This is a genomic window from Qipengyuania sp. (assembly GCF_965277845.1).
Taxonomy (GTDB): Bacteria; Pseudomonadota; Alphaproteobacteria; order Sphingomonadales; family Sphingomonadaceae; genus Qipengyuania.
Genome location: NZ_OZ255844.1, coordinates 1819826 through 1838060 on the forward strand (window position 1 = coordinate 1819826; position 18235 = coordinate 1838060).

The following is an 18235-nucleotide window of genomic DNA, read 5'->3' on the forward strand; positions in this document are numbered from 1 at the left end:
CCCGTCCGTGTTTCGTCCGTGCGCGATAAGGCATAGCTTGAGCGAGGCAAACCCTTTCGGCGATTGCGCCCTGCGCCAGCGCGCCGTAGGGGCGGAGCATGACCCAAGCATCTCCCGTGCGTGCCGCCAAGGCGACCGAGCTCCTGACCCTCGAAGATGTGCGCGCTGCCGCCGCACGTATCGAAGGTGCGGTGGTCAAGACGCCGATGCTGCGCTCGCAGACGCTGTCGGAGATTGCCGGGGCGGATATCTGGCTCAAGTTCGAAAACCACCAGTTCACCGCTGCCTACAAGGAACGCGGTGCGCTCAACGCCCTGTTGCATCTGAACGAGGAGCAGAAGGCGCGCGGCGTCATCGCCGCATCGGCCGGCAACCATAGCCAGGGTCTGAGCTATCACGGGCGCCGCCTCGACGTGCCGGTGACCATTGTCATGCCGCGGACCACGCCCAGCGTGAAAGTGATGCAGACCGAAAGCGTCGGCGGCAATGTCGAACTGTTCGGCGAAACCTTCGACGAGGCCTATGCCCACGCCCGCCAATTGGAGGACGAGCGCGGCCTCACTTTCGTCCACCCGTTCGACGAACCTCTGGTGGCGGCCGGGCAGGGTACGGTCGCGCTGGAAATGCTCGAGGAGAAGGACGATTTCGACTGCCTCGTCGTGCCCATCGGTGGCGGCGGGCTGATGAGCGGCATGGCGACGGTCGCCAAGGCGCTGAACCCCTCGATCGAGTTGGTCGGCGTACAGGCCGAACTCTATCCTTCGATGTATTCCGCGGTCACCGGAGATGATCGCCCCTGCGGAGGCGATACGCTGGCGGAAGGCATTGCAGTGAAGGCCCCCGGCGAGTTCACCCGCCAGATAATTGCCGAACTTGTCGACCAGGTTCTGTTGGTCAAGGAGGCAAAGCTCGAGCACGCGGTATCGTTGTTGCTGCAGATCGAAAAGACCGTGGTCGAAGGCGCGGGGGCTGCCGGCCTTGCCGCGGTGCTTTCGAATCCGGAGAGATTCGCCGGCAAGACCGTCGGCCTCGTCCTGTGCGGCGGCAATATCGACACCCGCCTGTTGGCCAACGTCCTGCTGCGCGATCTAGCACGCTCGGGCCGTCTCGCGCGGCTCCGGATCGTGTTGCAGGATCGGCCCGGCGCGCTGTTCAAGGTGATGCGCGAGTTCAATACGCATGATGTCAATATCATCGAGATCTACCACCAGCGGATCTTCACGACGCTGCCTGCCAAGGGGCTGACGGCGGAGATCGAATGCGAAGCGCGCGGAGGCGAACAGATCGACCGGTTGGTGGAAGCGCTGCGTGCCAAGGGTTATAGCGTGGAACTGGCCGAGCTGGCCTGATCCGGCTTGCCGCCGCAGCCCGTTCAAGCCGTCGCATTTCCACCAATCCGCGCCGTTCGACGGATGGGTTGCATATTTCGTGGTTAAGAGGGTTTTAACGCGGGACCCGCTCTGGCATTGTATGTCTATCAGACAGGGAATTCCCAAGCCCCGAGAGGACGCAGGCCACCGTGACCGCACCAATTCGCTTCCCCCGCTTTTTCGTGACCAGCCCCGCGCCGTGTCCGTACCTGCCGGGCAAGAGCGAGCGGAAGGTGTTCACCGAACTGCGTGGCGAGAATGCCGACGAACTGAACGAGGCGCTCGGCCGGATCGGGTTCCGCCGCAGCCAGACGGTCGCCTATCGCCCGTCCTGCCTCGATTGCCAGGCCTGCGTGTCGGTCCGCGTGGTGGCGAATGAATTCCACGCCTCGTCGAGCCAGAAGCGCACGCTCAAGGCGAATGACGACCTGATCGCCACCGAATGCCGTCCATGGGCCACCTCCGAACAGTTCGAGCTTCTGCAGAAATATCTCTCTGCGCGCCATCCCGGCGGCGGCATGACGCAGATGGAAGAAACCGACTTTGCGGATATGGTGGAACACACCAGCGTTACGAGCTATGTGATCGAATATCGGGAGCCGGGCACCGGCTTCGAACCGGGGCGTCTGGTGGGGGCGTGCCTTACGGACTACCAGGGTGACGGGCTGTCGATGATCTACAGCTTCTACGACCCTGAGCATGGGGATCGCGCCGGGCTTGGGAATTACATCATCCTCGACCACATCCGCCGTGCTGCCGATCGTGGGCTGCCATACGTCTACCTTGGATACTGGGTCGAAGGGGCCGAGCGGATGCAATACAAGGTCCGCTACCGGCCGCTTGAACGACTCACTCGTGGCGGATGGGAGCGCATGCCCGATGCCGAGCAGAGGCGCCTTATCGCCGCCGCCACGGCCCCGCGTGCGAAGCGCCGCGACGAGGCCCTGCCTTCCAAAGACGGGCTGGCAGCCGAGTACAAGATCGCCGATTGAGAGCGCTCGTGTAGCGCTGACCACCTGCCTTGCCGCGCTCGCCGTGGCAGGTGCTCCACCGATTGCCGCGCAGGATAGCGAGGTCCCGCCCTCGCTCGAGGATCTGATTCCCGACAGCGCGGTCGAGAACCCGGACGAATGGGCGCGGCAGGGAACCGACGACGCGGTTGGGCCGGGCGCCGATACCGTGCCCGATCTGGATGCGGAAACTCCCATCGCAGAGATTCCGGGAATGTCGGTAGCCTGGCCCGAGAATGTCGAACTCGAGCCGCTCCAACCGCTGGAACCCGAAGACGACATCGAATTCGCGCAATTGCTCGAAGATGCGCCTCAGGTCGCATTCGACGAGGCGGAAATCGAACAATTGTCCGACACGCTGGTGCTTGGCTTCCCGCAGCAGGAGCCGCCGTTCAGCCAGCGCGGCGATTTCGTCGACCGCTTCGAAGCGCTATCGACCGTCGAAGAACTGAACGATGGCGACGAGAATGTCGCTCAGCTCGCAGCGCGGGCGCGCGAAGATGAGGAACTGCTCACCAACCTGCTGCGCGTCTACGGCTATTACGATGGCGAGATCGTCCGCACCATCGCCACACGCGATGCGGGCGAGGACACTGCAGACCAGCGCCCGCGCGTACGCTTCGACGTCATTCCGGGCGCGCGCTACACCTATGGAGCTATAGATCTCGGGCGGCTGGATACTGCGGTGGATGCAGCATCGTTGCGCGATTCCTTCAATATCCAGGTCGGCGATTATCTGCAGTCCGATACGATCATGGCCGAACGCTTCAATCTCGACCGCGCGCTGGGCGAGAGTGGTTACGCCTTCGCCGAGATCGACGAGCCCGAATTGCTGATCGATCACGAACGGGTCGAGGGCGATTTGACAATGCCCGTCCGGCCCAATGGCAAATATGTCTTCGGCCAAGTTGTCAGCAGCGACGAGGCGTTCCTATCGAGCCGTCACCTCGAACGCATCGCGCGGTTCGAATCCGGAGACATCTATCGCCGCAGCCTCGAATTCGACTTGCGCCGGGCAGTCACCGCGACGGGGCTAGTATCCGCGGTCGGCGTCGAAGCGCGGGAGATCCGGCCACCGCAAGGCGACGAGCCCGGCGTGGTCGCGATGGACGTCACCATGGAACGGGCCAAGCTGCGCACCATTGCGGGCGCGATCGGCTATGGTTCGGAAGAGGGCATCCGGGTCCAGGCGAGTTGGGAGCATCGCAACCTCTTTCCGCCGGAAGGCGCGCTGCGCCTGCGCGGCATCCTCGGTACGCGCGAGCAGCTTGCCGGGATCACGTTCCGCAAGAACAATTTCGGTGGGCGCGACAAGGTTCTCACCGTCGATGCCTATGCCTCGAGCATCGATACCGTCGCCTATGATGCGCGCACCGTTGCGCTGACGGGGACATATGAACGCACGTCGACCCTCCTTTTCCAAAAGCCGCTCGCCTGGGGAGTTGGCGCCGAAGTGCTTGCGACCGACGAACGCAACCGCATCGTCGACGGGGTGGAGCGGCCACGGCAAACCTATTTCGTCGGGGCGCTGTTCGGCCGGGCAACACTCGATACCAGCGATTCCCTGCTCGACCCGACGCGCGGGTTCCGCGTGACGGGCTTTCTCGCGCCCGAAACCTCGCGCACACAGGGCGTGCAATATTACTACCTGCGCAACCGCGTCGATGCCGCATACTACCAGACGGTCGGCAATCGCACGGTGATAGCTGCACGCGCCGCCTTTGCCAGTATCCAGGGGGCCGAGCTCGTCGGCATCGCGCCTTCGCGCAGGCTCTATGCGGGCGGCGGCGGATCGGTACGCGGCTATGGCTATCAGGCGATCGGGCCGAAGAACGACTTCATGGAAGCCACAGGCGGGCGCAGCCTCGTGGAGGCCTCGATCGAGGCGCGGATCGGCACCGGCTTGCTCGATGGGGCGGTTTCGGTCGTGCCCTTCTTCGACCTTGGCAGCGTGTCCACATCGACCACGCCTGATTTCGGCGAGATCAAGATGGGGGCGGGGCTTGGTGTTCGCTACACCACCGGTTTCGGTCCCATCCGCCTGGATGTCGGCTTCCCGCTCAATCCTGAGCCGGAGGACTCCGCAGTCGGTGTCTATATTTCGCTGGGGCAGGCCTTCTGATGGCGGACGAGGTCGACGCCCTGGAGGAGCGGCCGGTTCCGTCCGCGAGCGCTTCGCGGCTGGGGAGGACCGGCAAATGGCTGCTCGGCCTCGCTGCGGCCCTGGTTTTTCTCGTGGCGAGCGCCCTGGTGGTGCTCAACACGCCGCTTGGCGAACGCTTCCTGGCCAATCGGATCGCCGAGCAGACCTTTCCCAACGGGCTCAACATCCGGATCGGCAGGATCGAGGGCAATCTTTACGGAGCGGCGATCCTGCACGATGTGCAATTGTCCGACCCGCAGGGTGTCTTCCTCACTATCCCGCGTGCCGAGATCGACTGGAATCCTGGCGCCTGGCTATCGAACCGGCTCGAGATCGACAGCTTCGCCGCCCGCCGCGCGCAACTTGCGCGCATTCCCGAATTTCTGCCGAGCGAGGAAGAGGGACCGATTCTGCCCGGTTTCGATATCTCGGTCGAAGAGTTCACGATCGAAAATCTGACGCTCGCCCGCGGGATAGCGGGGGATCGCGCGCAGAGGGTCGATCTGGCTGGCAGTGCCCAGGTCGCCGACCGGCGGCTGATGGTCGATCTCGACGGGCGATTGGGGGAGCGCGACCGGCTGGCGCTGTTGCTCGATGCCGAACCCGATGGCGACGATTTCGACATGGCGCTCGATGTCGCGGCTGAAGCGGATGGTCCACTGGCAAAGCTGGCCGGCCTCGACACTGCTCATACTGCGCGCATCAGGGGCGATGGAACCTGGTCGCAATGGACGGGCGGGCTGCTGGTCCAGAGTGAGGAGGGGCGGGTCGCGGCACTACGCCTGACCAATCGCGCCGGCATTTTCGGACTTCTGGGCAAGATCGACCCCTCGGACTATCTTTCTGGGTTCCCGGCACGGGCGCTGGGCGAGGATGTGGCGCTCCAGGCGGAGCTGGCGATCGACAACCGCGTCTTCGATGGCCGAGCGCGGGTGATCGGACGCGGGCTCGGCCTCGTGGCGGATGGCCTGCTCGACCTCGCGGAGAATCGCGTCGACGCGCTCGAACTGGATGCATTCGTGCGCGATCCCGGCCTGTTGGGCGACGGTCTCGAGCTGCGGAACACGCGGCTCACTGCCACGCTTGACGGGCCCTTGCGCGATCTCGCGATTGCCCACGACCTTCGCGTAGGAGAGCTCAACCTTGATGGCACGCTGCTGTCGGGGCTGCGCCAACAAGGCACGGCGCAGTATGACGGAACGCGCTGGAGCCTGCCGCTCGACTTGGCGGTGGCGAGCGTGACTAGCGGCAATGCGCTGGTCGATCCACGCCTGGTGAACGGTATCGGGCGGGGGACTTTGGTCCTCACCGGTTCACGCCTGTTGGCCGATGACCTGCGGATCGCCTTCCCCGGCACATCCGCCAATCTTGCGCTGCGCGGCGATGTTGCCAGCGGGCGATACCGGATCCGCGGACCGGTGCGTGCGCAGCAACTGGTACTCCACGATGTCGGTAGGGCGGGGGGCACGGCAATGATCGATCTCGCCCTCGCGCCGGGAGCGCCCTGGCGCCTGACTGCACAGCTCGATGCGCGGATTTCGCCGGTAACCAATGCCACGCTCGCCAATCTCGCAGGCGCGCCGATCCGCGTGCGCGGCGGAGTTGCAATGGGCGGCGCAGCCCCGCTCGAGTTCGACCGATTGCGCGTGGATGCAAGCAAGGTGCAGCTCACCCTCGACGGCAGCGTGCGCGAGGGCACCACGCGCGTGGCGGGAACGGGCACGCATGTCGACTTCGGAGATTTCACGGTCGAGGCGAATGTGAGCGATGCCGGACCGAGCGCGGCGCTCGTTTTCGCCCGACCGGCAACCGGACTGGAAAATGTCCGTTTGGCCATTGCACCGAGCGGCGAGGGCTTCGCGATCGATGCCGCAGGCGATTCGCTCCTCGGGCCTTTCGCGGGCACGTTGGCCCTGACCGCACCCGAAGGCGGCCCGACGCGTATCGCAATCGACCGGATGCGCGTATCCGAAACCGGCGTCACCGGCAGCGTCGCTTTCGTGGAGGGCGGCGCAGAGGGCATGCTGGCGTTCGCCGGGGGCGGGCTCGACGGAACGGTTGCGCTGGCGCCGCGTGGCGGCGGGCAGGGGCTCGACATTGCGTTGCAGGCCCGCAATGCGCGCTTCGGCGGCGAAACGCCGCTTCGCATTGCACGCGCCGATGTCGAAGCCTCGGGTCTGATCCGGCAGGGAAGCACGACTTTCGTCGGTTCGGGTACGGCGGCGGGGCTTTCCTACGGCACGCTGTTCATCGCCCGCCTCGCGGCGCAGGGAGAGGTCGAGAATGGCATCGGCCAGATCGATGCCTCACTGGCGGGTCGGCGCAGCGGGCGGTTCGTGCTCGACGTCAATGCCGGCATCAGCCCCGATCGCATTGCCCTTGCCGCGCAGGGCGAGTTCGCGGGCAGGCGCATTTCCATGCCGCGCCGGGCTGTTCTGACCAATCAGGCAGACGGCGGCTGGCGTCTTGCGCCGACGCAGCTTTCCTACGGCGATGGCGGTCTGATCGCGTCGGGGAGTTTTGGCGGCGGTGATCTCGATTTCGATTTCAAGCTTGCGCGCATGCCGCTCTCCCTGATCGACATCGTCCGCCCCGATACCGGACTGGGGGGCACGATATCGGGGGTCGTTACCTACCGCACCGGTGCCGATCGGCTGCCGGTAAGCGATGCGAAAGTACGGATCGACGGGCTGACGCGCTCCGGCCTCGTGCTGACATCGCGTCCGGTCGATGTCGCCCTGGTCGCACGGCTCAGCGAAACCGAACTCGAGGCGCGCGCCTTGCTACGCAACGATGATATCCGGCGCGGTCGTGTCCAGGCGCGGATTACGGACCTACCCGGCTCGGGTATCTTGATCGATAGGCTGCGCGCCGGGGGACTGTTCGCGCAATTGCGCTATCACGGCGCGGCGGAGAGCCTTTGGCGGCTCGCAGCGCTGGATACTTTCGACATTACCGGCCCGATCGCGATTGCCGCCGATGCGACCGGTACGCTCGAGGACCCTACCGTGCGTGGATCGATCTCGGGCGAAACGCTGCAACTGCGCAGTTCGCTGTCGGGCACGGACATTCGCGACATCTCCGTTCGCGGGCGGTTTCGCGGTTCGCGACTCCAGCTGGCCCGCTTTGCCGGGACGCCTGCCGATGGCGGCAGCGTCAGCGGCAGCGGGATCGTCGACCTGCGCACGCTGGGCGAGGCGGTCGAGGGCCGGGTGCTGGAGATACGTGGACCGATCATCGACTTGCGCATAGCGGCCAGGAACGCGCAATTGATCGAGACCGGAGGGCTTAGTGCGACGATCACCGGACCGCTGCGAATCGTCTCCAACGGGCTCGGCGGCACCATTGCGGGCCGCGTCCGGGTCGATCGGGCGAGTTGGAGGCTTGGCACGGCAGCCGACGACCTGCGCCTGCCGCAGATCGCCACGCGGGAGATAAACGCTCCGGCCAATCGCGCTCCCCAGGTCGCTCCCGGCAGGCCCTGGCGCTACCTTGTCGATGCGCGGGCCGCCAGCAGGATCGACGTCGACGGGATGGGTCTCGACAGCGAATGGTCGGCGGATATCATTCTGCGTGGGACGACCGACGATCCGCGGATCGGCGGCAGCGCGGAGGTGGTGCGCGGAGACTACACCTTCGCCGGAACGCGTTTCGAACTGACCCGAGGCGAGATCGAGTTCGATGCCAATGTCCCGATCGACCCGAGGCTAGACATTCGTGCCGAAACTGAGCGCGACGGCCTGACCGTGGAAGCGACCGTCCGTGGCAGTGCGACCCAGCCCGAGATCGCATTCAGTTCCAATCCCTCGCTACCCGAGGAAGAGTTGCTCGCGCGGTTGTTGTTCGGCGGTTCGGTGACCAGCCTTTCCGCGACCGATGCGCTGCAATTGGGCGCTGCGGTAGCGAGCCTGCGCGGTGGGGGCGGGATGGACCCGATCAACCAGTTGCGCAGTGCCATCGGCCTCGATCGGCTGCGGATCGTCAGCGCGGATCCAGCCCTCGGGCGCGGGACCGGGGTCGCGCTGGGCAAGAACTTCGGGCGACGTTTCTATGCCGAGATCATCACCGACGGGCGCGGCTACAGCGCGACCGAAGTCGAGTTCCGAGTGACCAGTTGGTTGTCGTTGCTCGCGGCGGTTTCGACCGTCGGGCGCGAAAGCGTCGTGGCCGAAATCAGCCGCGACTATTGAGCCGCATTCAACCCTTGGGCGGCAGCAACACGCTGTCGATAGGGATCACCACGCCGTTGTCTGCTGCAATGGCGGTGCCCGAAAGGGTCGCGCGCGCAGCCCCACCCATTTCGACCGTGATCGTGTCGCCTGACTTTGCGAAGACCACATCGGTTTCGCCCAGAGTCGTCATGGTTACGGGGCCGCCCTGCGTTCGGATCGCTTCTTCGATACCCTCCGGAGTGACATGTCCCGGCAGCAAATGGTCGCGCAGGATCGCAACGAGTATCGGACGCTGATCTTCTTCGAGGAGCGCCGTGCCATCGGTACGCAAGTCTTCGAAAGCCATGTCGGTCGGCGCAAGGACCGTGTAGCTGGCGGGACCGTCGAAGACGCCCGACAGTTCCGACTGCGCCAGCGCCTGCTGCAGCCTGCCAAGGTCGTCGTTCGTCCCCAGTGCGGCCGCGAGCGTCAGCGAACCATCTTCCGTGGTCGCGATCTCGGGCTGATCCGGCTCAACGTCGCCGCACGCCGCCAGCAACGGCAGCGAAACAATCGCTACGAACCGACAGCGGATATTCCCTTTGCCGATCATACCCATCGCCTCAAACGAGCAGGTCGATGGCCGCCGCGACCACCCGAGTGGCGGGATCGATCCGATAGACGTAGCCGTCGGAATAGCGATACCAGGCATCGGCTGTGTCCGCGTACCGTTCGCGATAGGAATAGGGCACGTTATAGACGTCGTAGCCGCGCGGCATGGGTTGGCCGACAACGAATTCGTCACCGGTCAGCAAAGCAGCCACGGAAGTGATCGCGGTATTTTCGGGATCGATCCGGTAAATTACATTGTCGGCGAAGCGATAGGATGAAGCGGATCCCAAATCGAAATAGTCGACGTAATAATCGGGAACCGTGAAGCTTTCGTAGGACGATGGCCAGTTATTACCGATGGCCAAAGCGCCGCCGAGCAAGGGGATAAAGCCAGCAATGCCATTTTTGTCCGCGCGGCGCAGCAGATACCCATCCCGATAGACGAAACGGCCGGGCGCATAATTGCTCAGCCCGAACAAGCGGGGGCCATACTCATAGCCGTTCCACCGCTCGAGCCGGTTCGCAAGCTGGTCGGATTGGCCGGGTGGCAGGCAGCCATTGTTTTTTGCGGCAAGGCCCGGCGGGCATCCGTCGATGATCGCGCGTACGCGATCGCGCGATAGGAAGTCATGGTCCGGCGTTTGGCGCATGCCGTCGAAGTCTTGTTGCTTGCCTAGCGCTTTGGCACGGGTTTGGCGACGCTCCGCCGAACGCTCGATCCGGTGGTCACCATCGACGGCGGTTTGCCTGCGATTCTCGCCCTTCTCCGCGCTTTGGTCGCGACTGTGTTGGCGAGGGTCGGCCGGGCGCGAGCGTGCCGCTTCGCCCCTACCGCGGGATTTGCGCTCGGCAACGCGTTCCGAAGCGTGAGGGACATTGTCTTTCCCACTCGCCTTCTTCTCGATACCCTTTCCGGGATCCGCATAGACTCCACTTGCGGCGAGCGCGATGGCGGCCGCGGCTGCTAGCAAGGTTGTCATTTGTTAAGCTCCATTTACTGCCCCAACGGCGACGGGTCCGTTCCGGTTCCGGTCGTCGGTGGGGTTAGAAACGGCGGAGTTTCTCGGTTTTCATCGCGATCGGTAAAGCGTCGCTTCGGCATTGCGCCGACGCACGAGACCCTTCAACACGCGTCCTCCTGCGCGGTTCCAGCGCGAGAACTCTGCCGCCGCCGCTGCGTGATCGCCCGATAGATGGCGCTTGAGGAGGGTCGATCGCCCGATCGCCCCGGTATTGTAGTGGAAGCTCACGATGGCATCGAACTCATTCTGCGTCGTCGGCGCATCGCCGAGCGCTACAGCCACATCTTCGGCATGCCGGGCGATATCGGCGGCAAGGCGATCGTCGCATTGCTCTTGCGTCCATACTGTGCCCGGGTCGATGCCCCTTCCGGTCGCGCCCCAGCCGATGGTCCACGGGGCATCGCCAGTGCCGGGATCGGGATAGGCTTCGACGAGTCCGTCGGAACGCAAGCGCGCGCAGCCTTCGAATTGGCGGATGAGTTGGAGGCCGCGTGGCCCGATACTACGCGATGGAACGGGTGGAGCGGGGGACTGGGGTACCTCGTGCGAGGCGTCCAACGCGGCATCGAGGGCATCGACTTCGGCCTGGCGGAAGCCGCGCCCCAACAGCTTGCGGACGGCATCGAAGAGCGGTTTGCGGTTCATATCGGGCCTCCATGATCAAAGAGGCCGGCTGATTAGGCACACAGATACCGAGTAGGAAAATCCTTTCGTGCAATGGAGGAAGGGCCGCCCGGTTTCCCGGACGGCCCTTCCTGTTTGTGCGATTGCTCGCGGCGTTCGATCAGAACTTAAACGTGGCCGTCGCGCGATAGGTCTGCGCGCTTGCATTCGTCCGCCCGATCGTCGTGTCGAAACCGACACCCAGCGTGGCAGGACCGGTATCGAATTTCGCCGAAAGACCTGCTTCTGCCCAGTTCTTGTCCTGGCTTGCCAGCGGGAACAGTACGCCCGGACCGGTGCCATTCGCGAACTGTGCCGAGAAGGGGAACGGTCCGTCCTCATACTCGTGCACGAAGTCGATGTTGGCATCGAGTTGGAATGCACCGCTGACCTTCTGGTAATCCACTCCGATACGACCCTGGAAGCTCTCGAAGTCCGGACGATTGATAGTCAGGGCGAGCGAACCGCCCATTTCCGTCACGGGATCGAAGGAGTGATCGACATACCGGGCTTCGATGCCTGGCGAGACCGTACCGAAGTCGCCTTCGAAGTCGTAGGAGATGCCCAGCGCAGCGGCGAAACCGCCATTGCTGCTCTGGCTCGTCAGGGTCTGGGACCCGCCGAGGAAGGAGACGGTGCGCGCCGTCTCGACATCCAGATCGGTGAGGCTGACTTGGCCGTCGATGACGAAGCCATCATCGGTCTTCGCGCTGCCGTAGAGCGAAATGCCAAGCATCTTCGCCTCTGCCTGCTGCTGCAAGGCAACGTCGGCGTCGAGGTCCGAGTAGTAGCCCGAGACACCGATCATGGAGTTCTCGCTCGGGAAGTACTCGATCCCACCACCGAAGAAGTAGCCGTTAACGTTGGTACTGATCGACGTGTAGCCCGGCATGGATTCGCCGTTACCTTCAATCAGACCACCAGCGAGGTAGATCGCGAAATCCTCACGGATTGCGGCTTCCTGGACACGGGTCGGTTCTTCTCCCTGGTCGAGGCCAAGCGCACCGGCCATGATCGGCTGGCTGCCGCGCGATACCTGCGTCTGAGCGGTCTGGATCGGATTGCCCAGGGTGGCGATGGTGCCACCCGAACGGGCTAGATTCGATTCCCGCAGGCGCGAGGCGTTGAACGACTGCAGATCGTTGAAGGACTGAGCAGCGAGTTGCTGAACGGCCGTTTCGGCGACCGGTGCCAGCCCTTCGAAAGTGGCCTGGATCGTGGCCGCATCTGCAAAATCGAGGCCGTAGAGTTCGGCCAATGCCGAATTGCCACGGTTCTGGTCGAAAAGCTGCGCATAGGCACGCTGCACGGGGTCGCTCGTGTCGATTACAGTGCGATAGCTCGCGGCGAGGATCTGCATCAGCACTGCCGTATCGGTGTACGTGAACGACTGGCTGAGGATCGCGGAGATATCGTTCTCGTTGAAGGTACCGTCGAGGCCTCCGGCTGCTGTCAGGATGGTGTATTCCTGGCCCAGACCGTTGACCTGCTGCATGATCCCGGGACCAACGACAACATCACCACCGATCGAGGCACCCCCGGAAATCTCGAGAAGGTCCGAGGTGTTGTCCGGTCCGATATCGATCATCAACGTCGAACCCGACGAGAGGATCGCATTGCCGTCGATGCCGAGGGTACCGATGGTGCCCATCGTTCCGGGAGCGATGGCGCCGACGATATTGGTGAAGAACGGAGTCTGAACAGTGCCCGTACCACCAAGGATGCCGGCAATCATCAGATAGTCGCCGCTCGTGCGCAGAGCGCCGTCGACATTGATCGTTCCGCCGCCCTGCATGATGTCGATGAGCGATGTGAGATCACCGTCGGCCTGGATATCGAGACCAGCGGCACCTACGACCGTAAGCCGATCGATGGTCACGTCGCTCGACAGCGTGGTCGTGCCGGCTGCGCTGAGCGTTACGTCGAAGTAACGCGCATTCACCTGTTCCGCCGGATCGGCGCTGATGACCGGATCGATATTGTCGGGGACGAACCCGGTTGCACCGGGCAGACCGTTATCGAGCGTGGGATCCGGATTGTCGGCGTCCGCAAACTCCGGAGGGCCGCCGCTCGGGCCGTGGGGCTGCTCTTCCGCCGGTCCAAGCTCATATTGCGCCTGTTCGATGGGGAAGAGAATGCTCGTCGCATGAGGCTGCTCCAGCGAACCGCTGATCACCTGACCCCCAGTATGGCCGGCGCTTGCGGAAACAACCGCTTCACCACGATTGTTCGACGTATTCGCCGAAACCAGTGCTTTACCGCGATTGTTCGATTCGCCTGTGGTTACTCCGATTTCTTCAGGAGCGTTCGACGTGCCAGCGGAAAGGACCGCTTCACCGCGATTGTTCGACACGGCAGCGGTTGAGGCCGGTTCGCCATCGACTGTCGTTTCTCCGGTTCCGACATTCTCACAACGATTGGTCGGAAGCGTGGTATCTACGCCAGCGGGATCGAAGAAAAACGGGGTCTGAATACATACTTCGCCGAAGTCCGGATCGGTGCCGTTCAGTCCCGCGCCGGGCGATGTCGGCAAGCCATTTACGACTTCACCGGCCTCGTTGATGACACGATAGATCGGGTCGAGGTCGGTCTGCCAGTGATTGGGGTCTTCCCACGCCCCGTCTCCTGCAATCGCGCTCACGTAGCGATAAGGATTGGTCGCGACGATGTAATCCCAATACAGGAACAGGGGCTGGTAGAATGAACTGGAGCCATAGGCGCTGAAGCCAGTTGAGCCAAAAAAGCTCGAGCCACCGGATAGAACACCGATCTGCAGGTTCTCGGTAGACAGATCGTTATTCGCGGCATCCAGGATGAGGGGGCCGCCCGAATCCCCGCCCGCCGTGATGCCTTCACGGACCAGGGGATCGTCACGATAGAGGTTGAGATCGCGAAAATCCGGCGCGGTTGTGTCGTCGCCATCCGTACGGGCCGGATCGTCGAAATCGAGCTGGTAGAGATTCTGTGGCAGGAATGGTTCGCCGTCACCCCCGAAGAATGCATCATTGCGATCATCGAGAGACAGCAGTCCGCCCAGCATATTCTCGGCCGAACGACGGCGGAAATCGATCGCTTGGATGTCGCCCGTCGTACCGCTCCCGGTACGGCCATAGCCGGTGATATTAACGTGATAACCGGTACCGTTGACGGGATCGATTTCGTCTGGCGAAGGCAAAGGCGAGAACAAGAGCGCCCAAGTCGGAATGGTCGACACTAGCGAATTGGTGGTCGGATCGAACTGTGTTCCGACCGGCGTATCCAGCGTGGCGATGGCAATGTCTGCTTCGATGAAGCCAAGTGCCTGCGGATTCTGCAACGATCGCGGATCGTAGCGGATTTGATTGATATTGTAGACCAACAGATCCGTATTGGTCTGGCCCGTACCGAACCAGTCCAGAATGCCCGGGAAGGCATCGACCGTGAATGTCACCGATGCGCGCACATTTTCGCCATCATAGTCGCTTGCGTCACGATCATTGACACAGTGTGCGGCAAACAGGACGGTGCGCGGATTGATCAGCGTTCCGGTACAGATGCCGATGCTACCCAATCCAACCTGATTGGTGATGATCATGCCGACGCCGTTAACATCGCCTTCTTCATCGACGATTTCATCAGGCGTAAAGTTGTCGTTCGGCACAATTGCATGTGCAGGCGAACTCATCGCGACTGCCGACAAGGCGATAGTGGCAGCACCCGCCAACAGGCGGCCGCCAGTGCGGTTAAAACTAGATTTCATTACGAAAGCCCCTCCAGGATTGGTTCGCAAACGCGGGCCCGAGCCCCGCATACGATTGTTCTAGAACCGACCGAAGTGAAAAGGGAAGGGCCTTGCGACCGCGTTGTGACTCGTTTTTCGATTCAATGTGGCAGCAAGGACGCACTTTTTCATACAGTTCAAAGAGAAAGGCGACCGGATCGCTCCGGCCGCCACTTCGATACTAATGCCGATTGACCGGCGGAGCCGGATCAGGCGCTGTAATACATGTCGAATTCGGCCGGGCAGGGCGTGGTTTCGACCCGCAGGACCTCGTCCCACTTCAGTTCGCAATAGGCTTCGATCTGGTCTTTGGTGAACACATCGCCCTTGAGCAGGAAGTCGTGGTCCGCCTCCAGCGCTTCCAGCGCCTCGCGTAGCGAACCGCAGACGGTCGGCACGTCGGCCAGTTCGGCGGGCGGCAGGTCGTAGAGGTTCTTGTCCATCGCCTCGCCCGGGTGGATCTTGTTGGTGATCCCGTCGAGCCCGGCCATCAGTAGCGCGGCATAGGCGAGGTAGGGATTGGCCATCGCGTCGGGGAAACGGAACTCGACGCGCTTAGCCTTGTCGCCCGCGCCGTAGGGAATGCGGCATGATGCCGAACGGTTGCGCGCCGAATAGGCGAGCAGCACCGGCGCCTCGAAACCCGGAACCAGGCGCTTATAGCTGTTGGTGGTCGGGTTGGTGAAGGCATTGAGCGCCTTGGCGTGTTTGATGACACCGCCGATGTAATAGAGGCAGTTTTCGCTCAGGCCGCCATACTGATTGCCGGCGAAGGTCGGCTTGCCGCCGTCCCAGATCGACATGTGCGTATGCATGCCCGAACCGTTATCGTCCTTGATCGGCTTGGGCATGAAGGTCGCGGTCTTGCCGTAGATATGCGCGACCTGGTGCACGACATATTTGTATATCTGCATGTTGTCGGCGGTTTCCACGAGCGTGCCGAAAGTCAGGCCCAGCTCGTGCTGCGCGGCGGCCACCTCGTGGTGGTGCTTGTCGCAGTTGAGGCCCATTTCGATCATGGTCGAGACCATCTCGCCGCGGATGTCGACCGCGCTGTCGACGGGGGCCACGGGGAAGTAGCCGCCCTTGGCGCGCGGACGGTGGGCGAGGTTGCCGCTCTCGTATTCCTTGCCGCTGTTGGTCGGCAATTCGACGTCGTCGATGGCATAGCCCGAACCGGCATAGCCGTCTTCGAAGCGGACATCGTCGAACATGAAGAACTCGGCCTCGGGACCGACATAGACGGTGTCGCCGATACCGGTCGATTTGAGATAGGCCTCGGCGCGCTTGGCGGTCGAGCGCGGGTCGCGCCCGTACCATTCGCCGGTCGAAGGCTCGACGATGTCGCAGAAGACGATCAGCATGGGTTCGGCGCTGAACGGATCGACATAGACCCGGTCGAGGTCGGGCTTGAGGATCATGTCGCTTTCGTTGATGACCTTCCAGCCGGCAATCGAAGAACCGTCGAACATCAGACCATCTTCGAGCTCGTCTTCGCCGAGCACGCCTGCGACCATGGTCAGGTGCTGCCACTTGCCCTTGGGGTCGGTAAAGCGAAGATCGACCCATTCGATGCCTTCGTCCTTGATCTGTTTCAGGACGTCGCTTGCACTTGCCATTGGTATTGCCTCCGTTTGAACTGGAACTGCGTTTGCGGGACGATGCCCCGCCAAATTTTTAGATTGCGTCGTCGTCTTTCTCGCCGGTGCGGATGCGCAGGGCACCCTCGATCGCGGTGATGAAAATCTTGCCGTCGCCGATACGCCCGGTTTGTGCCGTGGCGGCGATCGCTTCGACCGTGCGGTCGGCGATCCCATCGGGCACCACCACTTCGAGTTTCACCTTGGGCAGGAAATCGACGACATATTCGGCACCGCGATAAAGCTCGGTATGGCCTTTCTGGCGGCCGAAACCCTTGGCCTCGGTAACGGTGATGCCGGACACGCCGATTTCGTGCAGCGCCTCCTTCACCTCGTCGAGCTTGAATGGCTTGATGATCGCTTCGATCTTTTTCACCTGGCGGTGTCCCCCGAGAAGTCTGGTACCCGTATCGCACGTAAATTACGCGTCGCGCCCGCCCGTGTTCCAAGAAGCGTGCCAAGTACGCAATAGGCGGAAATGCGTCGGTCGGATCAAGCTGGGCGGCTCTCCCTGCCCGAAGTGCAGACAGGCGGTGCCTTTTTTTTAGGCACCAGGTAGTCGCAGGCCGGCAGTCTCGGGAAGGCCGCACATAAGATTGAGGTTCTGCACCGCCGCGCCGCCGGCGCCCTTGCCCAGATTGTCGAGCCTGGCGACGAGGCGCGCATGCCAGCCGCCATCGTTACCGAAGACGAAAAGCTCCATGGCATCGGATGGGGCCGCGTTTTCTTCCAGCAGCAACTCGCTGATCGGCCCGCCTTCGTGGACGGATACGGTTTTCGACCCGGAATAGAATTCGCGCAAAGCATCGCGCAGGCGGTCGGCGGTGGGGTCACCATCGATAGCCCCGAGATGCAACGGTACCTCGACGATCATTCCGCGGTAGGCCGGAACGACCGAAGGTGCGAAGATGACCCGGTGTTCGAGCCCCGCATGGGCTTGCATCTCGGCAAGGTGCTTGTGGGCCAAATCGTATCCGTAGGCGCGAAAGGCGGGTGCCCCTGTCGCCTCGAACCGCTCGATCAAAGCCTTGCCGCCGCCCGAATAGCCACTGACCGCATTGACGGTATAGGGCCAGTCGGCGGGTAGCAGTCCGATCCTCACCAGCGGGGCTATGAGCGCCAGAAATCCGGTCGGATAACAGCCCGGATTGCTCACCCGCCGCGCATCGGCGACGCGCTCGCGGCCGACCAGCTCGGGAAAGCCGTAGCACCAGCCCTCGGCGGTACGGTGCGCGCTGGACGCATCGATGACCCGTGTTCCACTGCCCGTATCGATCAGCTCGACAGCTTCGCGCGCCGCCTCGTCGGGCAAGCAGAGGATTGCGATGTCGGCCGCATTCAGTGCATCGCGACGGGCAGCCGGATCCTTGCGCTGTGCGTCGTCGAGGCGGATCAGGCTGAATTCGCCCCTTCCATCGAGCCGTTCGGCGATTTCGAGGCCGGTCGTTCCCGCCGCCCCATCGATGAAGACCCTATGCGTCACTGGCGGGCGCGAGCGCGTCGAGCCGGACATAGCCGCTCGGTCCTTCGGGGCCGCAGGCGATCCACGCCCAGTCGCCGGCGCAATCCAGCAGTTCGACCAGCTGGCCCGCCTCGAGCGAAGCCCCGTCGGCGGCATCGTCGCGCATGGCGATTTTCAGCGTTGCCGGCGCATCGCCGATGTTGCGCGGTTGCGGTATGACGTAATGCGCGGCGAGATAGGTCTGGGCCAATGCAATATGCGCAAGGTCCCCGCGCAGCGGCAGCGTGCCGGGCGCGGGCTTATCGACCGGCCCCTTCAATCCGACGGTGCCCTGAGGAAGAGAATAGCTGGCGGGGACAGTCACGCTGTGTGTAAAATCCGGTTGTGAACGTTGCGGGCGCT

At 63.2% G+C, this 18235-nt stretch carries 12 protein-coding genes; 4 read left to right on the forward strand and 8 right to left on the reverse strand.

Annotated elements, in window-relative coordinates; genetic code table 11:
* Positions 1-98: 98 nt before the first annotated feature.
* The 4 genes from ACQY4G_RS08850 (at position 99) to ACQY4G_RS08865 (ending at position 8713) form a co-directional block, all read left to right on the forward strand.
* Complete coding sequence (locus tag ACQY4G_RS08850; protein ID WP_421990331.1) at positions 99-1349, forward strand: threonine ammonia-lyase; 1251 nt, start codon at positions 99-101, stop codon at positions 1347-1349.
* A 170-nt stretch (positions 1350-1519) separates the two neighbouring features.
* A complete protein-coding gene (locus tag ACQY4G_RS08855; RefSeq protein ID WP_291175590.1) occupies positions 1520-2362 on the forward strand; it encodes an arginyltransferase in 843 nt (280 codons plus the stop codon).
* A gap of 43 nt (positions 2363-2405) precedes the next feature.
* A complete protein-coding gene (locus ACQY4G_RS08860) occupies positions 2406-4502 on the forward strand; it encodes an autotransporter assembly complex protein TamA (protein ID WP_421990333.1) in 2097 nt (698 codons plus the stop codon).
* A complete protein-coding gene (locus ACQY4G_RS08865) occupies positions 4502-8713 on the forward strand; it encodes a translocation/assembly module TamB domain-containing protein (protein WP_421990335.1) in 4212 nt (1403 codons plus the stop codon). Before ACQY4G_RS08860 ends, ACQY4G_RS08865 begins: the two co-directional genes overlap by 1 nt.
* Before the next feature lie 7 nt (positions 8714-8720).
* On the opposite strand, the gene ACQY4G_RS08870 is transcribed toward ACQY4G_RS08865, so the two are convergent.
* The 8 genes from ACQY4G_RS08870 to ACQY4G_RS08905 form a co-directional block, all read right to left on the reverse strand.
* Positions 8721-9287, reverse strand: a complete 567-nt coding sequence (locus ACQY4G_RS08870) for a fasciclin domain-containing protein (RefSeq protein WP_421990337.1) — start codon at positions 9285-9287, stop codon at positions 8721-8723.
* 10 nt (positions 9288-9297) lie between these two features.
* Positions 9298-10266, reverse strand: a complete 969-nt coding sequence (locus ACQY4G_RS08875) for a hypothetical protein (protein ID WP_421990339.1) — start codon at positions 10264-10266, stop codon at positions 9298-9300.
* Between the two features lie 90 nt (positions 10267-10356).
* Positions 10357-10953, reverse strand: coding sequence for a lysozyme (locus tag ACQY4G_RS08880; RefSeq protein ID WP_421990341.1), 597 nt, complete (start codon positions 10951-10953; stop codon positions 10357-10359).
* A gap of 139 nt (positions 10954-11092) precedes the next feature.
* A complete protein-coding gene (locus ACQY4G_RS08885; RefSeq protein ID WP_428483061.1) occupies positions 11093-14761 on the reverse strand; it encodes an autotransporter domain-containing protein in 3669 nt (1222 codons plus the stop codon).
* A gap of 179 nt (positions 14762-14940) precedes the next feature.
* Positions 14941-16350, reverse strand: coding sequence for a type I glutamate--ammonia ligase (gene glnA / locus ACQY4G_RS08890; protein WP_421990345.1), 1410 nt, complete (start codon positions 16348-16350; stop codon positions 14941-14943).
* A 58-nt stretch (positions 16351-16408) separates the two neighbouring features.
* Positions 16409-16747, reverse strand: a complete 339-nt coding sequence (locus tag ACQY4G_RS08895; protein ID WP_067691461.1) for a P-II family nitrogen regulator — start codon at positions 16745-16747, stop codon at positions 16409-16411.
* Positions 16748-16915: 168 nt separating this feature from the next.
* Positions 16916-17854: an N-acetyl-gamma-glutamyl-phosphate reductase gene (gene argC / locus ACQY4G_RS08900; protein WP_421990347.1), complete on the reverse strand. Its 939-nt coding sequence runs from the start codon at positions 17852-17854 to the stop codon at positions 16916-16918.
* A complete protein-coding gene (locus tag ACQY4G_RS08905; protein ID WP_421990349.1) occupies positions 17844-18197 on the reverse strand; it encodes a hypothetical protein in 354 nt (117 codons plus the stop codon). The genes argC and ACQY4G_RS08905 overlap by 11 nt, the downstream gene beginning before the upstream one ends.
* Positions 18198-18235: the final 38 nt, after the last annotated feature.